Source organism: Brachybacterium sp. (assembly GCF_052095815.1).
Lineage (GTDB): Bacteria > Actinomycetota > Actinomycetes > Actinomycetales > Dermabacteraceae > Brachybacterium.
Map to the genome: position 1 here is coordinate 1 of NZ_JBQDLF010000014.1, position 21,155 is coordinate 21,155.

The window sequence follows — 21,155 nt, forward strand, 5'->3', positions numbered from 1 at the left end:
GCACCGGCAGCGGGCGAACCCGGGGCGGGGCCGTCCGCTCACGCACCGGCGCAGGCAGCGGGCGAACGGTCTGGACGATGGGGAGGCTGTCGGTGCTGGTGCTCATGCTGCGACCGACTCTCGGTGGTCGATCAGCGGGGGACGCTGCGCATTGACCTGCTCGTACACATTGAGCACGCTGCGCGCGAAATCCTGATCACCGAAGGTGGCATGGGCGTGCTCGAGCGCGGCCACGGACATCTGCTCGCGTCGCAGCGGATCATCGAGCAGGGCGCTCAGCTGGTCCGAGAACTGAGCGGCATCCTGGTACTGCCAGCCCGTGCGGCCATCGATGATCACGTTCGTGAGCGAGGGATCACGACGGGCGAGCAGTGGCAGCCCGACGGCCATCGCCTCGATGAAGGTCAGTCCCTGGGTCTCGCTGAGGGAGGCGCTGACGAACACGTCCCCCACGCGGTACCAGCGCTGGACCTCGGCCGGATCCACCACCCCGGTGAAACGGACCCGGTCCGAGATGCCGAGCGAGACGGCATGAGCCTCGAGCTCGGCCCGGTGGGGTCCATCGCCCACCATCACCAGCACGACGTCGGGGCGGTCCGCTGCAGCGACCATCTCGAGCACCTCGTCGAGGTTCTTCTCCTTGGCCAGGCGGGAGATCGAGATCAGGACCTTCTGCCCCTCCGCGATCCTCAGCTCCGCGCGCAGCGCGCGGATGTCCTCACGCTCCTGCTGGCTCTGTGCCGGGCGGAACTTGCGCAGGTCCAGGCCGGTCGGGATCACGTGCAGCGGGCGGTGCACGCCGTAGCCGCGGAGCAGCCCGGAGACCTTCTCGGTCGGCACGATCACGGCGTCGGTCCCTGCGAGCACCCGGCGGGAGAAGGTCTCGACGACCTTGCGGCCCATGGTGCGGCTGGGGGAGTAGTAGTGGGTGTAGTCCTCGTAGATGGTGTGGTATGTGTGCACCAGCGGCACCGAGAGGGTGCGGGCGATGCGACGGGCCCACACATACGTGGAGAACTCCGCCTGTGAATGGACGACATCAGGTCGCCACTGCAGGATGTCGCGCAGCACGCGGCGGCTCGAGGGCATGCCGATCCGCGCCCGGTCGTAGACCAGCGCCGCGGAGACCGAGCCGATGCGGTAGACGCCGGGCTCGTGATGGGGACGGATTCCCTGGGAGAGTGTCAGCACCCGCACGTCGAGGCCGAGCGCGACGAGCCCGCGCCGCAGCGTCTGGACGGAGGCGACCACGCCGTTGACCACGGGCTCCCACCAGTCGGTGGTGATCAGTACGCGCAGGGGGCGGCGCGGCTCGCTCATCGCTCGGGGACCGGGGCGCTTCGTCAGCATGTTCACGTCTTCAGCTTCCCACCCCGGCGTCGAGCGCGCGTCCGCCGTGCGGGGGAGACGTATCAGACCGAGGTCTGATACTTGACCTCCGTGGATGCTCTGCGATGTCGGCCCGTTCATGTTTTGAGCCTACGACCGGTCCCGATGCGGTGATACGGGGCGCGCCCGACCCGTCGCGGAGAGTTTCCCCCTAGTGTTTCCACTCGTTACCTGATAACGGGCTGTAAACGACGCAGAGCCGAGCTGCTGGGAGAAGATCGCGAAACGGGCACCCACATGCGGGTCCTGCGGAGCGATGTCCAGAGTCTCCACGGGCAGGGCGTGGACGGAGAACTGGTAGCGGTGCGGGGCCCCGGGCGGCGGCTCCGGGCCGTCATAGCCGTGGTTGCCGAAATCGTTCCGTGCCTGCTTCAGCGAGGAGTCCTCACGGGACACCCCGAGCGGCAGCGAGCTCTCCGACGCCGGAAGGTCCCACGCCACCCAGTGCCAGAAGCCGGAGCCCGTCGGGGCATCGGGGTCATAGCAGGTGATGGCGAAGGAACGGGTCCCCTCGGGAGCATCGCTCCAGCGGAGATCGGGAGAGAGGTTCTCACCGCCGAGGCTCGCGACCAGTTGCTGCGGAGCCACCACCGAGCCGCTGGGGGTGGCGTTCGAGGTCAGAAGGAAAGTGGTCTCGGTCATACCCGCCAGACTAGGCAGGTCCGGTGGGGATGTCGACCACCTGCCCGTCCCCGCGAGCTGAAGGCTCAGATGCCGCCGGCCGACGGGTCAGAAACTGGAAGCCGCCGGCCGACGGGTCAGAAACTGGAAGCCGCTGGCCGGAGGGTCAGGAAACCTGGGCCGCCGGCCGACGGATCAGAAACCGTGAGCCGAGGGACGGGGATAGTGCTGCAGGAACTTCTTGACCTGGTTCGCCATCGCGGTGAGGACGTAGAGGCGCCGCCTGCTGCCCTCGACCCCGTAGGCCAGGGGATGGACGGTGCCCTGCGTGCGGATCTGCTGGACCCGGTCCCGCAGGTCCGGGTCCACGATGTAGCGCCGCAGCAGCGGCCAGGGGACGATCGAGTAGAGGATCTCCTTGCGCGGCACCAGGCGCGTCAGTTCCCGCTCCTCGATGAGGTCTGCGACCACCGGCTCGGCGACATTCGCGCCGGCAGCGGTCATGTAGTAGTTGTTGCGGCCGATGCGGGGATTCACCTCGAAGAACTTGGCGACGCCATCGCGCGGGTCGATCTTCACATCGAAGTTCGCGTACCCGCGGTAGCCGCTGTGCTCGAGGAAGCGCACCGACTGCTCGAACACCTCGGGCAGGTCGGTGGTGAACATCGCCGCGGGGTTCCCGAGCGCACCCGGGGTGTGCTCCTCGAGCAGCACCTGAGCGCCTCCCAGCAGGGTGACCGCGCCCTGGGTATCGACATAGGCGGTGACCGAGAGCATCGCGGTGTCATCCCCCGGGATCATCTCCTGGAGCACGAAGCGGTCCCGGTACCCGGCGGCGGTGAGTCGGGAGATCAGGTCCTTCAGCTGGTGGACATCCTCGATCTCGAACACCTTCCGCTTCCCGGGGAAGGAGACCGCGTTGTACGCCGAGGATCGCGACGCCTTGGCCACCAGCGGCCAGCCCAGGTCCAGCTCGGGCAGCTCAGGAGCGGTCCCGGAGGCGAAGTCCAGCACCACCGTCCGGGGTGTGGGCACGTCGATCTCGGTGCACATCTTGGAGAATGTCGCCTTGTCCGCGACCGCATGCAGCACCTCATCGGCCAGCAGCGGCAGATGGAAGAGCTTGCCGAGCTCCTCGCGGTGGGCGGCGATCAGCGCCACCAGGAAGTCGGCATTGGCCAGCAGCACCGGGCGGGTGCCGGAGGGGCGCGAGGCCTTGTCCGCACCGACCTTGAGCAGCGCCTGGACCATGTCCTCCTCCGAAGCGGACATCCCCAGCTCGACCGTGCGCAGGATCGAGGAGTCCGCGACCGGCCCGGCGACCTTGCGGGTCACCACCGTGGAGACGGTGCCGTACTTCTCGTGGAAGGCGCGCGCGAGCGCATAGATGCCGATGTCACCACCGAGCAGCACCAGATCGACCTCAGAGCTCGGCAGAGCGGCATACGGGCGGGGCGGGGTGTCGGGCATCGGGGGAGGACCTTCCAGGGGGCTCGGACCGGAGCTCAGAATCCGGTGTCGGTGGGACGCGGGTAGACGGCGCGGTACTTGCGCACGAAGTTCAGTCCGGAGACGACCGAATAGGCACGCATCCACAGACCTTCCGGACCGTACCGGAAGGGGTTGCGCAGGTGGGTGCGCGCCACGCGGCGGACCCGCTCGGCCAGAGCGGGATCGCGCACATAACGCAGCACCAGGCGCAGCGGCAGGATCGTGTAGAGGACCGGAGCGGTCACCACCACCTGCTCGAGATCCCGGCCGTGCACACGGTCCTCGACCACGTGACGGGCCACGGACTCCCCGGCGGCGGTCACGTAGTAGTTGTTGCGGCCGATGCGCGGGTTGATCTCGAAGAAGCACTCCCGGCCGGTGCGCGGGTCGATCTTCACGTCGAAGTTCGCGAAGCCGACGTAGTCCACCGCGTCGAGGAAACGCTCGGCGGCGGTGGTCAGCGACGGGAAGTCCCCGGTGATCATCGCCGCGGGCCGGCCCAGCGCGTCGGGGGTGTGCTCACCCAGGAGCACCTGCGCGGCGCACAGCAGGGTGACCTCTCCGCGACTGCTGCGATATGCGGTGATCGAGCGCTGGGCGGTGTCATCGCCCTCGATCAGCTCCTGGAACAGGAAGCGCCCGGTGAAGCCCGACTCCCGCAGCCGACGCACCAGGTCCTGCTGCTCGGCGGCGGATTCCAGGAAGAACACCTTCTTCTTCCCCGGGAACTGCACGTGGTGATACTCGGCGGTGTTCGCTGCCTTGCCCACCACTGGGTAGGACCAGGGGAGCTCCTCCCCGCCGTTCCAGCCGGGCTCCGAGGTGCGGGAGAAGTCGACGATCACCGTCGGCACGGTGCCGATGCCGAGCTCCTCGCAGATCTCCGCGAACTCCGCCTTGTCAGCGAGGCGGGAGAGCAGCTGCGCATCGACCTGGGCGAGCAGGTAATGCTGCTCGAGATCCTCCCGGAAGCGATCGATGACATCGATCAGGGAGTCCGCATTGGTCAGCAGGAGCGCCGGCCTGCCGGCCGGCCGCTGCGAGGCGAGATCGATGAGCGCATCGCGCATGTCCTCATCGCTCGCGTCGGCGCCGAGGACCAGCAGGTCCGAGGTCACGGTGCGCTCGTTCATCGCCACGGGGACGCGCACCACCGTGGTGCAGCGCATCGCGTACTGCTGGTGGAACGCGATGGTGAGGTTCAGGGAGTTCAGCCCGGCCCCGAGCACGACGACGTCGAATCCGGGGTCGACCGAGGGGGAAGGACGCATGGAGGCGATCCTAGCGGCGCGATCACGCCCGACCGCGGAGGACGGCGTCCTCCGGCGGCCGGGCGTGATCCGTGCGACGTTCAGGAGGTGCGCAGCCACACCGCCGTATCCGCCGGGACCGTGCCCGGGGAGGTGGGGGCGGAGGCGACCAGGACCTCGGCCGAGGCGAGATCGCCTGCGACCGAGGAGGCCGGCAGCTCGACCTGAGCGTCGGTGGTGTTCACGAGGATCGTGACGTCACCGCGGATCACGCCGAGCACTCCGGCGGGGAGGTCCTCGGCGAAGACCACCGCGGCATCGGGACGGCCCAAGCCCAGCTCGCGACGCAGGTGCACCGCCGTGCGGTACATCTCGAGCGTCGAGCCCTCCACCCCGTCCTGGGCGTCGGCGGCCAGGGGACCGAAGGCCTCCGGCTGCGGCAGCCAGCTCTTCCCGGTGGGGGAGAAGCCGTAGCCCGGTGCGTCCTGCGTCCACGGCAGCGGCACGCGGCAGCCGTCGCGGCCGGGCACGCCGGCCCGCAGATGGGAGGGGTCCTCGCGCAGCTCGTCGGGGATGTCGCTGACCTCGGGCAGGCCCAGCTCCTCGCCCTGGTAGAGGTAGGCGGAGCCGGGCAGGGAGAGCATCAGCAGGGTCGCGGCGCGGGCGCGGCGCAGGCCGAGCTCCGCATCGGGGATTTCGTCGCGGCGCAGCCCCTCGCCGAACTCGTAGTCCGGGGCGAAGCCGTAGCGGCTCGCATGCCGGATCACGTCGTGGTTCGAGAGCACCCAGGTGGTGGGGGAGCCCACCGCATCGGCCAGCGCGAGCGGCTTCTCGATCGCCGCGCGCATCGTCTCCACCCCCCAGCGGGCCTGGAGGAAGCCGAAGTTGAAGGACTGGTGCGCCTTCTCGTCGCCGATGTACAGCGGCAGGCGGTGCTCGGGGATCCAGGCCTCGAGCACCATCATGCGGTCGCCCTCGTAGGAGTCGAGGATCGGGCGCCACTCGCGATAGATGTCCAGCACGCCGTCGTTGTCGAAGTAGATCGGCACCTCGCCTTCGGGGATGTCGATCAGCCCGGTGGAGTTGACCGTCGCATCCGGCAGTCCCTCGGGCTTGATCATGCCGTGGGCGACGTCCACGCGGAAGCCGTCGGCGCCGCGATCCAGCCAGAAGCGCAGCACGTCCTGGAACAGCTCGTGCACCCGCGGGTTCTCCCAGTTCCAGTCCGGCTGGCTGGTGTCGAAGATGTGCAGGTACCACTGGCCGGGCGTGCCGTCGGCCTCGGTGACGCGGGTCCAGGCGCGGCCGTGGAAGATCGAGGTCCAGTTGTTCGGCGGCAGCTCCCCGTCCTCGCCCTTGCCGTCGGCGAAGACGTACATGTCTCGCTCGGGCGAGCCGGGCCCGGCCGCGAGCGCCTGCTGGAACAGCACGTGCTGATCCGAGGAGTGGTTGGGGACGATGTCCACGATGACCTTCAGACCCAGCTCGTGGGCGCGAGCGATCATCTCGTCGGCGTCGGAGAGCGACCCGAAGCGGGGGTCGACGTCCTGGTAGTCCAAGACGTCGTAGCCGCCGTCCTTCTGCGGGGAGGTGTAGAAGGGCGAGAGCCAGATCGCGTCGACCCCGAGATCGCGCAGATAGGGCAGGCGGGCGGTCACGCCGGGCAGGTCGCCCATGCCGTCGCCGTCGGAATCGGCGAAGGAGCGGGGGTAGACCTGGTAGACGACGGCATCACGCCACCACTGCAGGTCCGGGGAGGTCTGCTGCTCGGCGGTGCGCGCAGCGAGGGAGGTCTGGGGGGTCATGGCGGTCCTTCCGGTGGAACAGGGGGTGATGCGACGCGCCGCACCGACTGGCCCGTGCCGACGGGCCAGGTGGGTGCGGCGAGGTTCGGTGGGCGGGCGGGTCAGCCCTTGACGGCGCCGGCGGTCGAGCCGCCGACGATGTATCGCTGCAGGAACTGGTACAGGATGATCACCGGGACCATGACCATGACCGAGCCGGCGGCGAAGACGCCCAGATTGTTGGAGCGATCCGAGGAGAACATGCCGTACATGCCCACGGCGAGGGTCTTCTTGGAGTCGTCGGTGAGGAAGATCGAGCCGATCAGGAACTCGCTCATCGAGCCGACCAGGGCCAACAGCAGCGTGGTCGCCAGGATCGGGGTCATCGAGGGGACCAGGATCTTGCGGAAGGCCTGCCAGTGGGTGGCGCCGTCGATGATCGCGGCCTCGTCCAGGGACTTCGGGATGGTGTCGAAGAAGCCCTTGATCAGCCAGACCTGGCCGAAGGCGCCCCCCATCAGCACCGCGATGTAGCCAGCGAGGGTGTTCAGGCCCAGCATCGGCACCGCGTCGCCGAGGTCCGAGATCATCGTGTACACCGCGATCATCGACAGGATCGCGGGGAACATCATGATCAGCAGGACTGCGAGCATGCCGCCGCGGCGGCCGCGGAAGCGGAAGCGGCTGAAGGCGTAGGCGGCCAGCAGCGAGAGGAACACCTGACCGGTGGCGACGACGCCGCACACGATGATGGTGTTCAGGTACCAGCGCAGGAAGTTCGCGCGCTCGCCGCTGAGCATCGCCGCGTAGTGATCGAAGGTGACGCCCTGGGTGGGGACCAGGCCGGCGGAGGTCAGCGAACCGCTCGGGTTCAGCGATGCGGAGATCACGAACAGGATCGGGAAGACGGCGAAGATGACCGCGAACACGCCGACGACGTGCCGCCAGCCGATCTCGGTGAACCAGCGACCGAAGGGCATGCGGTGCTTCGCGCCGACCTGCGGAGCAGAAGTGCTGACGGGCGGAACAGTGGTGGAGCTCATGATGGACCTCTCCCGCGGGCTCAGTTGACGTCTTCGAGGACGTTGGTGAATCGGAACTGGATGGCGGCCAGGACACCGGTGAGGATGAACAGGCACACGGAGACCGCGGAGGCGAAGCCGAAATCAGCTCCGGAGCCGCCGAAGGCGATGCGGTAGACCATCGAGATGAGGATGTCCGTGGAACCGCGACCAGAGCCGTCGGGGAACGGACCGCCGCCGGTGAGCAGCTCGATCGCGTTGAAGTTGTTGAAGTTGAAGGCGAAGGAGGAGACCAGCAGCGGGGCCACGGCCACCAGCAGCAGCGGAAGCACGATCTTCGAGGTGGCCTGCAGCGGAGACGCGCCATCCATCCGGGCGGCCTCTGTCAGCTCATCGGGGATCGCCTGCAGAGCGCCGGTGGAGACGATGAACATGTAGGGGAAGCCCATCCACAGGTTCGTCAGCAGCACCGCCGTCTGCGCGAGCGTCGGATCGCCGAACCAGTTCAGGTTCAGCCCGAGCGTCTGGTTGATCAGACCGAACTCCTGGTTGTAGAAGTTCGACCAGACCAGCAGGGAGATGAAGCCGGGGATCGCGTACGGCAAGATCAGGATCGAGCGGTAGACGCGGCGGCCCTTGAGGCGCTGATCGTTGAGGATCAGAGCGAGGGCGAAACCGAGCGCGAAGGTCAGCAGCACCGAGCCGGCGGCGAACACCAGCGTCCACACGAAGGCGGAGACGAACTGGTTGGCCACGGTCGGGTTGGTGAACAGCCGCTCGTAGTTGGAGATGCCCACGCTCTGCAGCCAGCTCTGGGAGAAGGCCCGCTGGCCCTCGGAATCCACGAAGTACTCCTCGTCGCCTATCACGCCGACGGTGTACACCTCACCGGTCGCGGTGTCCGTGATGGCGTCCGCAGCCTCGTCGTACTGCAGCACCGTGGTTCCCACGAAGGCCTGGTTCACGCCCAGCGGGCGCACGGCGGTGGACTCGTCCACCGGTACGGCCAGCTCCATCAGCTCGTTGTAGATGGCGTTGACCTCGCCCGCGTTCAGCACGGTCATCCCGTCGACCTCGGTGACGCGGCCGTCGACGACGGTGACGTCCCCGGCGGGGACCTCCTCGAGCGCGTTCTCGGCGTCGCCGCTGAGCACGGTGCCGGCATCGGGGTCGACCAGGAAGAGCTCGTAGGGGCCCTCGGCCGCGGTGCCCGAGGTCGCCACCGTCATGGCGTAGCGCGGGGCGTCGGGGCTCTGCTGCACCGAGCTCGCGATGATCGAGCCGACCGCCTGCTCCTTGGTGCCGCGGGTGCCGTCGCCGTAGTTGGTGAAGGAGTAGCCGACCGTCAGGGCGATCGGCAGGATCAGGAAGACGGCGAGGAAGACCGAGCCCGGGAACAGGTACTTGCCCGGCACGAAGCGCTTGGTGGAGTAGAGGACGAATATCCCTGCTGCGGCGAGCAGGAGCACCGTCAGCCACATCCATGACTGCTGGGAGATCAGCACCGGGGCGATGAACACCGTCAGCGCGAGGGTGATGCCGAGCACCAGGACTCGGGTGACCACGGCCGGGACCGACGTGGACCGCGTCCGGTGCGCAGGGGCGTGCGTCGAGGTCATGAGGCGACTGTGCCTTTCAGGGGATCAGGGCGGAGTGCAGGGTGGCGGGAGGCGAGGACGCCGATCGATCGTGCCCGCCACGTGGGCGGCGGGCACGATCGATCGGCTCGGGGACGTCAGCCGATCGCGGTGGCGATCTCCTCGCCCGCCCCCTCCATGGTCGAGTGCGGGTCAGCGCCGCCGACGATGTTGGCCTGGGCGATGCCCAGCGGGCCCCAGATCGCGGCCATCGCGGGGATGGCCGGCATCGGATCGGCGGCCTCGGCGGCCTCGGCGAAGATCACCACGTGTTCGTCCGAGGCGGCGATCTCCTCGCGCAGCTCGAGGTTCACCGGGGGCAGAGGGTTCCCCTCGTACATGGCCTTGGCGACATCCGGGGAGGAGGCCACATCGGTCATGAACTGCTGGGCGAAGCCGGCATTGGCCGCGTTGGAGGCGACGTAGAAGGAGTTCACGCCGGCGAACGGCGCGGCATCCTCCATGCCCTCGAAGCCGGGGATGGGGGAGATGGTGAACTCGAAGCCCGCATCGCGCACGTCGGCCAGGGCCCACGGACCCGAGATCAGGTACGCGGACTTGCCCTCGGTGAACAGCGAGATGGAGTTGTCGCCGTTGATCGAGTTCTTCAGCACGCCCTGCTCGCCGAGCTCGGCGATCTTGTCCGCCGCGGCGAGGGAGCCCTCCTCGCCCACACCGAGGTCGGAGGGGTCGAGGCTTCCCTCGGAGTCCTTGCCGAACAGGTAGCCGCCGGCCGAGGTGTAGATGGGCTGCATGTGGTACGGGTCGCCCTCCTCGCCGATCGGCAGAGAGAGGATGTTCTCGGCGCCGCCGGCCTCCGCCGCGGAGATCAGCTCCTCGAAGGTGGAGGGGGCGGGGGTGTCGGTGAGGTCGTGGTTCGCGTAGAGCGCGAGGGTCTCGACCGCGTAGGGCACGCCGTAGGTCTGGCCGTCGTAGGTGACGGCCTCGATGCCGATCGGCGCGATGGTGTCGCCGACGTCCGAGGGCAGCTGCACCGGGGCGATGGAGCCGTTCTGGACCAGGTTCCCGATCCAGTCGTGGGCGCCCATGGTGACGTCCGGGCCGTTTCCGGCCTGGTTGGCGGTGATGAAGTTGTTCTGGAGCTCGTCACCGGGGACAACCTCGACGACGACCTCGATGCCGTTCTCCTCGCCCCACGCCGTGGCGGAGGGCTCGAGTGCGGGGGCCTTCTCCTCGTCGGCCCAGATCACCAGGCGGCCGGAGGAGTCGCCGCCGGCCTCGACGCTGCCACCGTCGGAGGCGCCGCCTCCGGTGGTGCCACCGGAGGACGAGTCGTCGCCGCATGCGGCGAGGACGGTCATGGAAGCTGCGAGGCCACCCAGTGCGAGGAAGCTCTTACGACGGATCTGCACGTCTTCTCCTTTGAATCGTGGTCGTTCTCGACCGTTGTCAGGTCTGTGCCTGATGGGAGCACCGTAGACCCTTAGGCCATCTGTGTGCAAGAATGTGCAAGATCTTGCAGATTACGATTGGGCCACGGTGAGGATGCCGGGGGTCCGGAGGGAGAGCGTGATGGCGCGGCTCATCGATATCGCGAAGGCTGCCGGCGTGAGCGAGGCGACCGTCTCCCGCGTGCTCAACGGGCGCTCCGGCGTGAACGAGGCGACCCGCAGGTCAGTGACGGAAGTGGCGCGCCGGATGGGGCGCGTTGTCGACGCTGGCCAGGTGGAGGACGGGCCGCTGGTCGGCGTGCTCGTCCCCGACCTCGACAACCAGGTCTTCACCTCCTGGGCCGAGCGGATCGAGGCGGAGCTGTTCGAGCGTGGCGCCTCCACACTGGTGGCGATGCGGGCGCGGACCGCCGAGCGTGAGCGAGAGATCTTGCAACGCTTTCTGCGCTGCGGCGTGGTCGGCATCATCGTGGTCTCCGGGCACCACGCCCAGGAGAGCGGCCCCCTGGACCACTACCGCGAGGTGACCGCCGCCGGGATCCCGCTGGTGCTCGTCAACGGCGTGCAGGAGGAGCTCGACGCGGCCTTCCTCTCGACGGACGACGGCCACGCGGTGCGCGCGGTGCTGAGCCACCTCCAGGAGCTCGGCCACGAGCGCGTGGGTCTGGCCGTGGGCGATGAGCACACCTGGCCGGTGCGCGAGAAGCTCCGCGCCTTCGAGGCGGTCACCGCTGACTGGGCGGAGCACCCCCAGCCGGTCTCCTTCACCGACTTCTCCTACGCGGGCGGCTATGAGGCGGCCCGAGATCTGGTCGAGCGTGGGGTCACGGCGATCGTCTGCGGCTCCGACGTGATGGCCGCCGGTGCCCTCGAAGGGGTGCGCTCCCAGGGCCTGAGCGTGCCCCGCGACGTCTCTGTGGTCGGCTACGACGACGTCTTTTGGGCCTCGCTGACCAACCCCCCGCTGACCACTGTGCGCCAGGCCGTCGGATCGCTCGCCCGGGCCGCCGTGCGCACCGCCCTCAGCGGCGGCGAGGACTCACGCCGCCCCACGCGCACCGAGGTGGTGGTGCGCCCGCAGCTGATCGTGCGCGGCTCCACGGCGGCCGCACCCGGCGGGGCCGCTAGAATGGAGCGGTGACCGCACCGAACACCACCCGCACCAGCTACGACACCGCCCAGAAGCGCAGCGACGAGATCTGGTCCACGATCGTCTCGGACCCCTCCGGCCTGCGCATGCTCACCGGCGACCGCCCCACAGGCGCGCTGCACATCGGCCATTACTTCGGCTCGCTGCGCAACCGCGTGCGACTGCAGGACGCAGGGGTGGAGACGTGGCTGATCGTCGCGGACTACCAGGTGATCACCGACCGTGAGGTCATCGGGGACATCAAGGGATCGGTCCGCGAGCTGCTGACCGACTACCTCGCGGCGGGCATCGACCCGGAGCGCTCCACGATCTTCACCCACTCCGCGGTGCCCGCGCTGAACCAGCTGATGCTGCCGTTCCTGTCGCTGGTGACCCAGCCCGAGCTCGAGCGGAACCCCACCGTCAAGACCGAGCTCGGCGCCGCCGGGAAGTCCGCCATGGGCGGGCTGCTGCTGACCTACCCGGTCCACCAGGCCGCCGACATCCTGTTCTGCCACGGCAACCTGGTCCCCGTGGGCCGGGACCAGCTGCCCCACATCGAGCAGACCAGGGTGATCGCCCGCCGCTTCAACGAGCGCTACGCCGGGGGCGAGGAGTTCTTCCCCGAGCCCGATGCGCTGCTCTCCGAGGCCCCGACCATTCTGGGCCTGGACGGCGAGCACAAGATGAGCAAGTCCCGCGGCAACACCGTGATGCTGCGCATGAGCGCCGACGAGACCCTCAAGAAGATCAAGAAGGCCAAGACCGACTCCGACCGGCAGATCACCTTCGACCCCGAGGGCCGCCCGGAGGTCGCGAACCTGCTGACCATCGCCGCGCAGTCCACCGGCCGCACCCCAGAGGACATCGCCGCGGAGATCGGTGACGCAGGCTCCGGCACCTTGAAGATCTTCACCGCAGAGGCGCTCAACGAACACCTCGCCCCGCTGCGCGCCCGCCGCGCCGAGCTCGAGCAGGATCCGGGCTACCTCTTCCAGGTGCTCCGCGCAGGCAACGAGAAGGCGAACGCCGCAGCGGAGGACACTTTGGCGAAGGTGCGGGAGTACATGGGGATGGTCTACTGAGCTGCATCTGAGCAACGCAGCGGGCGGGGCTCACCGCCCCGGCCGCTGCGGTCTCCTGGTCAGAAGCGGCTCGAGCTGCCTGCGCCGGAGAAGCCTCCCGAGGAGTAGCCCGAGGTGCTGCCTCCGCTCGAGGACGGCGGATTGCGGTGCGTCTCCAGAGCCGAGGTCGACTCGTGGTGCCAGCTTGAGTACCACAGCACGGGGCTGAGGCTCCAGAACTGATCACTTGCGGATCCGCCTGCGCTCCCGTGTTCTCGTCGATGGCGCCGCGCCCGCAGTGACGAGTACTCGTCATCTTCGGAGAAGTCGACGTCGTCGGCGGCCTCCCGCAGCACCTCGGCCTCCCCGTCGTCCTCGGCGATCTCGGCGATGTGCACGGTCTGGAGCCGCATCACCGCCGCCGAGAGCTCCCGGGTCAGGGTGTCCAGGCGCTCGAGCGCAGAGTCGGGATCGATCTGATCGGCCTCGAGCTGGGCGGTGAGGGTGTCGATCTCGCGGGCGACGTCCCCGCCGAGCTCCGTCAGCTCCGCGGCAGCCTGCCACTCCGCCTCCGACATCTCCTCCCGCTTCGCGAGAACCTCCTCGAGCCCTGAGAGGGAATCCTGCAGAGGGTCCAGCTCGCGCTGCCAGGCCGTACGCCAGTCACCTATCCGATGCAGCAGATCGGCTGCGGAGACGATGGCGTCATCGGTGTCATCCAGCCGGCTGACGGTGTTCTTGAAGTCCTTCGCGAGTCTGCGATGAGCCGAGGTGAATCCCCAGCTCCAACGGCGATGCTCCGGTGCGGGCAGCTCGGCGTGGAGCCTCCCCGCCTCCGTGAGCCCCCGCCCGTACTCCTCATGCTCCTCCAGCATGGCCTGTGCGTAGGGAGAGGCGGTGGGCATGGTGCGCGCCGCGGCATCGGTGAGCGCGCGCTTGGCCAGCACGCCCTGGTAGCGGGGGAGGGACTGATCGACGCGACGACGGGCCGCACGCCGCAGACCGACAAGGCTCACGACGGTCAGGACCGCGACGCCCAGCGCGATCGCGCCAGCGATGAGGGCGCCGGGCTTCTGCCACCAGGGCCGCTGCAGCAGGTCCGCGTACTCCTCGGCCCCGGCGAGCAGTGCTGCATTCCACTGGCCGTCCCGGGCATCCTCGGTCATCGACTCCTGCACCGCGTTGAACTCGTCCTCGCTGAGCTTCACGTCCTCACCGGCGTAGGTGCCCAGGAAGCGGCCCACCGGATCCACGGCGAGGATCACGGTCCCGTCGGCGAAGTGCTGACCGTCCGGGGAGAGCAGCTCCGGGGCCGAGGTCTGGGCATGGTCGCGCACGGTGTCGTTCAGCGCGGTGTCCTCGGAGGCGCTGTAGCCGTGCTCCGTGACGTCCAGGACCAGCACCACCAGGTCCACCTCGGTGCGGAAGTCGACCTCCGCCAGTTCGTCTTCGAGCGCAGCCTTCTGGACGGAGCCGGTGGTGTCCAGCACGGACACCGTGCTCGGTGGTACAGCGTGGGCCGGTGCCGGGACCAGGACGGAGAGCGCGAGCAGGAGCAGCGCGCACAGGGCGAGCACTCGTGGAATCGAGCGGACCCCAGCGGCCCCGGCGGCCGGGGTGCTCGCGTGCGGGACGGCGGGTACGGGCAAGAAGTCCATGGGGGCGAGCGTACGGAACGTAGGTGCTCGACCTCGTCCGACGTTGGTCGGCAGAAGCGGGGGACCTCGGTCCAGAACCTGAATGTGATCCGTGGATCTGATCCGGCGCCCGCCCGGCCACGGTCAGAACCTGCTCGAGCTCCCTGAACGGGACCGCCCGCCTGAGGACCGGCCCGCTCTGCGACCGGGGCGGGAGAATCCGGTGCGCACGCCCCTGCCGCGACCCGAGCGGAGCGAACCGGACCCTCCACGGTCCGCCTCCCGGGCACGCTGATCCGCAAGCGCGGCGTAGGACCCGCCATGCCAGAGCACGTACCACCGAACGGGGCTGATGCTCCAGAAGGTGTCCTGCTCGCCGCGGCCCGCAGCCTCTCGGGTATGGCGTCGCTCGCGCACTGAACGGTAGGGCACTGCCCCCAGCGCATCGGCACTGTCCCACAGCACGCCCTCCTCGTCGTGGTCATCGGCCAGACGGCTGATGCGCCTTGATCGGAGTTCGGCCACCTCGGCGCTCAGCTGCCGCGTGATCTCGTCGAGGCGATGCAGAGCGGCATCTGCCGTGATCTCCTCGGCGTCGAGGCGGGCGGTGAGATCGTCGAGCTCCTGCGCGATTCGCGGTCCGCGGTCCACCAGCGCCGCAGCTGCCTCGGCCTCAGCCCGCGGCATGCTCCGGGAGTGGAAGCAGTTGTCCTGCAGGGCCGCGAGCGAATCGTGCAGCGGCTCGAGCTCGTTCTCCCACTGCTCGCGCCATCCGCCTCGCAGGGTCAGCAGATCACTGGAGATCCTGACCTCGTCACCGAGTGCGTCGACCTGGGTGAGGGTCTGTGCATACTCCCTGCCGAGCTTCTGCTGCGCAGGCACCAGCCCCCAGAGCGCGCCTCGCTGCCCCGTGTCCGGGAGCTGATCGCGCAGCTGCTGGAGAGTCGTGATCCCGGCGGTGTACTCCTGATGCGCCCGGTGTGCGGAATACGCGTAGGCGGAGTCCTCGGGAAGCTCGCGTGCCGCACGGTCGGTGAGGGTGCGGGCGCTCAGCACCTGGGCATGGCGGTTATCGGCCTCATCCACGTCCTCCAGAATTCCGCGACGGAGGCGGAGCAGGTGCGTCAAGCCAGCGCCTCCGGCAAGGATCAGGACCGCGGCCAGGAGCATTCCGCCGGCCCCGCGCCACCAGGGGCGGCTCAGACGGTCGGCATAGGTCTCCGCTCCCGCGAGCAGCGCCTGCTCCCACTTCCCGGCTCGGGCGTCCTTGCGCATGGCCTGCTGCACGTCGGCAGGGCCTCCGCCGCGCAGTTCCACGTCCTGTCCGGCATAGACGCCGACAAAGCGATTCGTCGTGTCGAGGGCGAGGATCACGGTGCCCTCGGCATAGCCGACCCCATTGGAATGGAGCAGCTCCGGGGCCGTGTCCCCAGCGTAGGCCCGTACCGCGCTGTCAAGTGACCCGTCAGAGGACGGCGAGAAGCCGAGCTCCGCAACGTCCAGCACCAGCACCACCAGATGCACTTCGGTGCGGAAGTCCACCGTTGCGAGCTCAGCCTCGAGCGCGTCGGGATCCACCTCTCCGCTGAGATCTGTGACCGTCACGGTGCGGGGAGGCGCGGCCTGCGCGATGGCGGCGCCCCCGGTCATGAGGAGCGCCAGTGACAGCACGAGGGCGATGGAGAACGCCATGAGGACAGTTCGCCACTGCGCGATCCAGTGACCGGCAGCAGGCGCAAGAACAGCGACAGCGGTGGGCTGTAAGGGAGGCGCGGAAGGCATGGCCCGAGCGTAGATGACGGTCGCTCTACCCGCTCTACCCGCTCTACCCGCTCTACCCGCTCTACTTGCTCCACCTGGCCGCTCCGCCTGCTCGTTCCGCACGGCGTCGGGCACCAGAACCCCGATGTCGTGCACCAGAACCGCCTACACCGTTATGATCGGGGCAAGATCACCTTAGGGCTCGCCCGTGCGGGCCACGCAACGTCAAGGAGCAGCATGCCCATCTATGAGAACGTCTCCGAACTCGTCGGCCGCACTCCGCTGGTGAAGCTGAACCGTCTGGGAGACGAGGTCAAAGCAGTCATTGTCGCCAAGCTCGAGTTCTACAACCCCGCCAGCTCGGTCAAGGACCGCATCGGTGTCGCCATGATCGACGCCGCGGAGAAGTCTGGCCAGCTGCAGCCCGGCGGCACCATCGTCGAGGCCACCAGCGGCAACACCGGCATCGCCCTGGCCATGATCGGCAGCTCGCGCGGCTACAAGGTCATCCTCACGATGCCCGAGTCGATGTCCAAGGAGCGGCGCATGCTGCTGCGCGCCTACGGAGCCGAGCTGATCCTCACCGAGGCGCCCAAGGGCATGAAGGGCGCGGTCGAGAAGGCCGAGGAGATCGCTGCCGAGACCGGCGCGGTCCAGGTCCGCCAGTTCGACAACCCCGCCAACGTCGAGGTCCACCGCCGCACCACCGCGGAGGAGATCTGGAACGACACCGACGGCACCGTCGACGCCGTGGTCGCCGGCATCGGCACCGGCGGCACCATCAGCGGCGTCGGCCAGGTGCTCAAGGAGCGCAAGCCCGAGGTGAAGATCTTCGCCGTCGAGCCCGAGGAGTCCGCTATCCTCAACGGCGGCCAGCCCGGCCCCCACAAGATCCAGGGCCTCGGCGCGAACTTCGTGCCCAGCATCCTGGACCGTGAGATCTACGACGAGGTTATCGACATCGACGCGGAGACCTCCATGGCCCGCGCCCGCTCCGTGGCCCGCACCGAGGGCCTGCTGGTGGGTATCTCCTCCGGTGCCGCCATCGAAGCGGCCGTCCGCGTCGGCTCCCGCGAGGAGTTCGCCGGGAAGACCATCGTCGTGGTGGTGCCCTCCTTCGGCGAGCGCTACCTCTCCACTCCGCTGTACGCCGAGCTCGCGGACTGAACGCGGACACGATCATGGCGAAGAGCCCGCTGGATCGGGTGATGAACGTCGTCGCGAGCGTCCGAGAGGACCTCGCGGCGGCGCATCGCCGTGACCCCGCCGCGACCGATGACCTGTCGATCATGCTGACCTCACCGGGGCTGCACGCGATCTGGACCCATCGGCTCGCGCATCGCCTCTGGGCCCGTGGTGCGAAACTGCCCGCGCTGGTCCTCTCCCAGGGGGCTCGCTCGCTGACCGGGGTGGAGATCCATCCCGGCGCGACGATCGGGCGCCGTTTCTTCATCGACCACGGGATGGGCGTGGTGGTGGGGGAGACCGCCGAAGTGGGTGACGACGTCATGCTCTACCACGGGGTCACCCTCGGAGGCCGGTCGATGGAGCGCGTCAAGCGCCACCCCACGGTCGGCAACGGTGTGACCATCGGTGCCGGCGCCCGGGTGCTCGGTCCGGTGGTCATCGGCGAGGCCGCCCAGATCGGGGCCAACGCGGTGGTCGTCAAGGACGTCCCCGCCCAGGCCACCGCCATCGGCATCCCGGCGACAGTACGCACCGGGGCCGCCCACCCCGAGGAGCAGATGGACCCCGCGATCTGGATCTGAGGCCCGATCTGCTCGGGCTCGGAACCTGTCAGCTCAGGTGCCTCGGATCAGATCCGGGTGCCTCAGATCAGATGCGGCGCGCCTCAGATCGGACCCGAGTTCCTCAGACGGAGAACGGGTCCAGGAAGGACGTCCCGCCCACCTGATGCCGGCGACGCTCCCAGTCCGGCAGCACCTCATGGGCGTCCTCGGCGAGGACATGGTCGAAGAGCGTGCTGGAGCCGACCGGCGGGTCGATGTCGATCAGCACCGTCGTCGCGCCGTGCGCCGCTGCCAGCGGTGCCAGCTGCGCGGAGGGGAACACGACCCCGCTGGTCCCGACGACGACGAACAGATCGGCGCGCTTCGCCAGCCGCATCGCGAGCTCGAGAGCGCCCTGCGGGAGCTGCTCGTCGAAGAGCACGACATCGGGCCGCGGCGGAGCCCCGCACTGAGGGCAGGTCGCGGGCACGCCGTGGTCCGTGGGTCGGGAGCCGTCCCCGGGCTTCAGCAGCGTCCTCCAGGTGCAGTGCTCGTTCAGGCACACTGCGCGCAGGGCGCTGCCGTGCAGCTCGGCGACCACCTCGCTGCCCGCAGCTTGATGCAGGCCGTCGATGTTCTGTGTGATCACCGGGGCACCCAGGCGGGCGATCGCTCGATGCCCGGGCGTGGGGCCGTGCTCGAGCGCGATCCGCGCCATCCGCCCCCACACCCGCCACAGCTGGGGCAGCGAGCCCGGGAGCAGCTCGGCGTGCATCGCCTGCTCAGTCTCGGGTTCGAGCGCCCAGAGGCCGTTCGGCCCCCGGAACGTGCCGAGCCCCGTGCGGGCGCTGATCCCGGAGCCGGTGAGGAAGACGATCTCCTGATGCTCAGGCCCGGGCGCGAAGCGGCCGGCTGCGCTCACCACTCCTCGTGCTCGCGGGAGTCCCAGGCGGCGTCCTCTCCCAGATCGAGGGTGGCCAGCAGGGTGCGGTCCTCGTCATCGAGCCGGATCGCGTCGAGGGTCGCGTTGGCCTGCTGACGCTCGGGATTCTGCGACTTGGGGATCACCACGATGTCCTGATCGATCGCCCAGCGCAGCGAGACCTGTGAGGGCTCGACACCATGCTTGGTCGCGACCTTCTGCAGCGCGAACTGCGCGGAGAGCCCGTCGCGGCCGCCCAGCGGCCCCCAGGCCTGTGTGACGATGCCGTGCTCGCGGTGGAAGGCGACCGCTTCCGTGCGGGCCAGGGCGGGGGAGAGCTGGATCTGATTCACCTCGGGAGTCACCCCGGTGGCGTCGATCAGCTCCTGCAGCTGCTCCGGGCGGAAGTTCGAGACCCCGATGTGCAGGGCCTTCCCCTCCTCCTTCAGGTCGATCAGGGTGCGCCAGGTGTCCAGGGCCAGCCCGCGGGAGGGGTTCGGCCAATGGATGAGCACCAGCGCGGCACGCTCGAGACCCAGTCGGCGCAGCGAGCCGAGGTATCCCTCGCGGGCTGCCTCGCGGCCCTGGTCCCCGCCGGCGATCTTGGTGGTCACCAGCGCTTCGTCGGGGTCGACGCCGCTGTCCCGCAGCCCCTGCCCGACGGCGGCCTCGTTGCCGTACTGGGCCGCCGAATCGATGAGGCGGTATCCCGAGCGCAGCGCCGAGCCGATCGCGCGGGCACCCTCGACACCCTTCATGCTGGAGGTGCCGAACCCGATCAGCGGGAACGCGGTGCCGTCGGCGAGAGTCGTGGTGGGGATGGACAGCGCGGAAGCGGTCACAGGTTCCTCCTGAGGCAAGAGCAGATGCGGACCCCGCCAGCGTAGCCATCGCCAGGCGGGATGTGCACACCGGGTCGCCGGGAGAGGGTGGTGCGCACACCGCGGCAACCGGCCGGTGTGCCGTGCTCTGCTAACGTGCTCGCACCGCCGACAGGACGTGCGCTCACTGCAGAGGGCACTCAGGTGACGAACCGAGGAGTTCATATGGCAGTGTCAGCAGAGCTCCCGATCGGGGTGCACGACGAGATCTCGCCGCTGCGCCGCGTGATCGTGCACGAGCCGGGCGCCGAGCTCGAACGACTGACCCCCGACTCCCGCGAAGGGCTGCTGTTCGACGAGGTGCTCTGGCTCGACCGGGCCCGGGCCCAGCATCGGCAGTTCAGTGACCTGCTGCGCGGGGAGGGCGTCGAGGTGCTCGAGCTGACCCGACTGCTCACCGACCTGCTGGACGATCCCGCCCTGCGCCGGGAGCTGCTGCATCGCGCCCTGGACCCGGCGGTGCTCGGGGACATCGCCGTGCAGGACCTCCACGAAGCCCTCGCCGACCTCGCGCCCGGGCCGCTGATCGAGGTGCTCATCGGGGGCATCACCGTCGGCGAGCTCGACGCCCTCGGGGTGAGCCCCCGTTCGATCGCCCTGCACCGAGCGGGGAAGGAGCACCTGGTCCTGGACCCGCTGCCCAACCACATGTTCACCCGAGATTCCTCTGCCTGGATCGGGGACGTCGTCTCCGTCAGCCCGATGCGCCATCCCGCCAGGCGCCGCGAGAGCCTGCACCTGGAGCTGATCTACCGCCATCATCCGCAGTTCGCAGGCGCCGCCGCACCCCGGCGCATCGTCGGCCGGGACGGCGCCGGCGCAGCGACGGTCGAGGGAGGCGACGTGATGATGCTGTCGCCGCAGGTAGTCGCCGTCGGCATGTCCGAGCGCACCAGCGCGGTCGGCGTTGAACGGCTCGCGGCGGATCTGCTGGCCGACGGGTCGGTGGAACGGGTGGTCGCGGTCGCCCTGCCGCACCGCCGTTCGATGATGCATCTGGACACCGTCACGACCGTCGTGGACGAGGAGTCAATGCTGCGCTTCGGTTCGCTCGAGCCGCTGGAGACCTTCGAGATCGAGCGCCCGGGGGAGCGGCTGGTCTCGAGGGCCAGGCCGGCCGACGAGATGGACCAGGTGCTCGCGCGCGGACTCGGCGTCCCCTCGCTGCGGGTGCTCACCCCGCCGCTGGACGCCTACGCCGCCGCGCGTGAGCAATGGGACGACGGCTGCAACGTGCTTGCCCTCGCTCCGGGAAAGGTGGTCGCCTACGAGCGTGCCGCGGCCACCAACGAGTACCTTCGCGGCCAGGGGGTCGAGGTGCTCGAGTTCGCCGGGGACGAGCTGGGACGCGGGCGTGGCGGTCCGCGCTGCATGAGCTGCCCGGTCGCCCGCGACTGAGCCCGCAGCGCCGAGCCGGGAACCTCA

Annotated in this window: 17 protein-coding genes; 5 read left to right on the plus strand and 12 right to left on the minus strand. The window is 69.2% G+C overall.

From position 1 onward, the window contains the following. Positions 1-102 precede the first annotated feature (102 nt). The 8 genes from ACTH43_RS07720 to ACTH43_RS07755 form a co-directional block, all read right to left on the minus strand. Complete coding sequence (locus tag ACTH43_RS07720) at positions 103-1,350, minus strand: glycosyltransferase family 4 protein (protein ID WP_441444397.1); 1,248 nt, start codon at positions 1,348-1,350, stop codon at positions 103-105. Between the two features lie 129 nt (positions 1,351-1,479). Beyond that, the gene (locus ACTH43_RS07725; RefSeq protein WP_441444342.1) at positions 1,480-2,031 is read right to left on the minus strand and encodes a YbhB/YbcL family Raf kinase inhibitor-like protein; all 552 of its coding nucleotides are present in this window, start codon (positions 2,029-2,031) and stop codon (positions 1,480-1,482) included. 174 nt (positions 2,032-2,205) lie between these two features. Next, positions 2,206-3,480, minus strand: a complete 1,275-nt coding sequence (locus tag ACTH43_RS07730; RefSeq protein WP_441444343.1) for a carboxylate--amine ligase — start codon at positions 3,478-3,480, stop codon at positions 2,206-2,208. Positions 3,481-3,515: 35 nt separating this feature from the next. Next, positions 3,516-4,772 carry a carboxylate--amine ligase gene (locus tag ACTH43_RS07735; RefSeq protein ID WP_441444344.1) on the minus strand — a complete coding sequence of 419 codons (1,257 nt, stop codon included), beginning with the start codon at positions 4,770-4,772 and terminating at the stop codon, positions 3,516-3,518. Positions 4,773-4,852: 80 nt separating this feature from the next. Continuing rightward, the gene (locus tag ACTH43_RS07740; protein WP_441444345.1) at positions 4,853-6,556 is read right to left on the minus strand and encodes a glycoside hydrolase family 13 protein; all 1,704 of its coding nucleotides are present in this window, start codon (positions 6,554-6,556) and stop codon (positions 4,853-4,855) included. Positions 6,557-6,657: 101 nt separating this feature from the next. Next, a complete protein-coding gene (locus ACTH43_RS07745) occupies positions 6,658-7,578 on the minus strand; it encodes a sugar ABC transporter permease (protein ID WP_441444346.1) in 921 nt (306 codons plus the stop codon). A gap of 20 nt (positions 7,579-7,598) precedes the next feature. Further along, positions 7,599-9,176, minus strand: coding sequence for an ABC transporter permease subunit (locus tag ACTH43_RS07750; RefSeq protein WP_441444347.1), 1,578 nt, complete (start codon positions 9,174-9,176; stop codon positions 7,599-7,601). A gap of 116 nt (positions 9,177-9,292) precedes the next feature. Then, on the minus strand, positions 9,293-10,567 hold the full coding sequence (locus tag ACTH43_RS07755; protein WP_441444348.1) for a sugar ABC transporter substrate-binding protein: 1,275 nt from the start codon (positions 10,565-10,567) through the stop codon (positions 9,293-9,295). A 160-nt stretch (positions 10,568-10,727) separates the two neighbouring features. Between ACTH43_RS07755 and ACTH43_RS07760 the strand changes: the two genes are divergently transcribed. Together ACTH43_RS07760 and trpS are read left to right on the plus strand one after the other, a co-directional pair. Next, positions 10,728-11,747: a LacI family DNA-binding transcriptional regulator gene (locus ACTH43_RS07760; protein WP_441444349.1), complete on the plus strand. Its 1,020-nt coding sequence runs from the start codon at positions 10,728-10,730 to the stop codon at positions 11,745-11,747. Continuing rightward, positions 11,744-12,820: a tryptophan--tRNA ligase gene (gene trpS / locus ACTH43_RS07765; RefSeq protein WP_441444350.1), complete on the plus strand. Its 1,077-nt coding sequence runs from the start codon at positions 11,744-11,746 to the stop codon at positions 12,818-12,820. Before ACTH43_RS07760 ends, trpS begins: the two co-directional genes overlap by 4 nt. A 59-nt stretch (positions 12,821-12,879) precedes the next feature. Here trpS and ACTH43_RS07770 read toward each other — a convergent pair whose 3' ends face one another. Together ACTH43_RS07770 and ACTH43_RS07775 are read right to left on the minus strand one after the other, a co-directional pair. Continuing rightward, entirely contained in the window at positions 12,880-14,457 is a 1,578-nt protein-coding gene (locus ACTH43_RS07770; protein ID WP_441444351.1) for a DUF5129 domain-containing protein, read from the minus strand. A gap of 123 nt (positions 14,458-14,580) precedes the next feature. After that, positions 14,581-16,218, minus strand: coding sequence for a DUF5129 domain-containing protein (locus tag ACTH43_RS07775; protein WP_345078071.1), 1,638 nt, complete (start codon positions 16,216-16,218; stop codon positions 14,581-14,583). Between the two features lie 216 nt (positions 16,219-16,434). Here ACTH43_RS07775 and cysK point away from each other — a divergent pair, with 216 nt between their 5' ends. Both cysK and epsC read left to right on the plus strand, forming a co-directional pair. Then, positions 16,435-17,364, plus strand: a complete 930-nt coding sequence (gene cysK / locus ACTH43_RS07780) for a cysteine synthase A (protein ID WP_441444352.1) — start codon at positions 16,435-16,437, stop codon at positions 17,362-17,364. Positions 17,365-17,378: 14 nt separating this feature from the next. Next, a complete protein-coding gene (gene epsC / locus ACTH43_RS07785; protein ID WP_441444353.1) occupies positions 17,379-17,966 on the plus strand; it encodes a serine O-acetyltransferase EpsC in 588 nt (195 codons plus the stop codon). Between the two features lie 103 nt (positions 17,967-18,069). Here the strand turns inward: epsC and ACTH43_RS07790 are convergent, their stop codons facing one another. Beyond that, positions 18,070-18,849 carry an SIR2 family NAD-dependent protein deacylase gene (locus ACTH43_RS07790; protein ID WP_441444354.1) on the minus strand — a complete coding sequence of 260 codons (780 nt, stop codon included), beginning with the start codon at positions 18,847-18,849 and terminating at the stop codon, positions 18,070-18,072. Then, positions 18,846-19,691 carry an aldo/keto reductase gene (locus tag ACTH43_RS07795; RefSeq protein WP_441444355.1) on the minus strand — a complete coding sequence of 282 codons (846 nt, stop codon included), beginning with the start codon at positions 19,689-19,691 and terminating at the stop codon, positions 18,846-18,848. The genes ACTH43_RS07790 and ACTH43_RS07795 overlap by 4 nt, the downstream gene beginning before the upstream one ends. Before the next feature lie 204 nt (positions 19,692-19,895). Between ACTH43_RS07795 and ACTH43_RS07800 the strand changes: the two genes are divergently transcribed. Beyond that, a complete protein-coding gene (locus ACTH43_RS07800) occupies positions 19,896-21,128 on the plus strand; it encodes an arginine deiminase (RefSeq protein WP_441444356.1) in 1,233 nt (410 codons plus the stop codon). The last annotated feature ends 27 nt before the right edge of the window (positions 21,129-21,155 follow it).

Bases quoted from the DNA above. Each gene is read 5' to 3' on its own strand.
- ACTH43_RS07720 (WP_441444397.1), bottom strand. From the start codon at position 1,350: ATGCTGACGAAGCGCCCCGGTCCCCGAGCGATGAGCGAGCCGCGCCGC.
- ACTH43_RS07725 (WP_441444342.1), bottom strand. From the start codon at position 2,031: ATGACCGAGACCACTTTCCTTCTGACCTCGAACGCCACCCCCAGCGGC.
- ACTH43_RS07730 (WP_441444343.1), bottom strand. From the start codon at position 3,480: ATGCCCGACACCCCGCCCCGCCCGTATGCCGCTCTGCCGAGCTCTGAG.
- ACTH43_RS07735 (WP_441444344.1), bottom strand. From the start codon at position 4,772: ATGCGTCCTTCCCCCTCGGTCGACCCCGGATTCGACGTCGTCGTGCTC.
- ACTH43_RS07740 (WP_441444345.1), bottom strand. From the start codon at position 6,556: ATGACCCCCCAGACCTCCCTCGCTGCGCGCACCGCCGAGCAGCAGACC.
- ACTH43_RS07745 (WP_441444346.1), bottom strand. From the start codon at position 7,578: ATGAGCTCCACCACTGTTCCGCCCGTCAGCACTTCTGCTCCGCAGGTC.
- ACTH43_RS07750 (WP_441444347.1), bottom strand. From the start codon at position 9,176: ATGACCTCGACGCACGCCCCTGCGCACCGGACGCGGTCCACGTCGGTC.
- ACTH43_RS07760 (WP_441444349.1), top strand. From the start codon at position 10,728: ATGGCGCGGCTCATCGATATCGCGAAGGCTGCCGGCGTGAGCGAGGCG.
- ACTH43_RS07770 (WP_441444351.1), bottom strand. From the start codon at position 14,457: ATGGACTTCTTGCCCGTACCCGCCGTCCCGCACGCGAGCACCCCGGCC.
- ACTH43_RS07775 (WP_345078071.1), bottom strand. From the start codon at position 16,218: ATGCCTTCCGCGCCTCCCTTACAGCCCACCGCTGTCGCTGTTCTTGCG.
- cysK (WP_441444352.1), top strand. From the start codon at position 16,435: ATGCCCATCTATGAGAACGTCTCCGAACTCGTCGGCCGCACTCCGCTG.
- epsC (WP_441444353.1), top strand. From the start codon at position 17,379: ATGGCGAAGAGCCCGCTGGATCGGGTGATGAACGTCGTCGCGAGCGTC.
- ACTH43_RS07800 (WP_441444356.1), top strand. From the start codon at position 19,896: ATGGCAGTGTCAGCAGAGCTCCCGATCGGGGTGCACGACGAGATCTCG.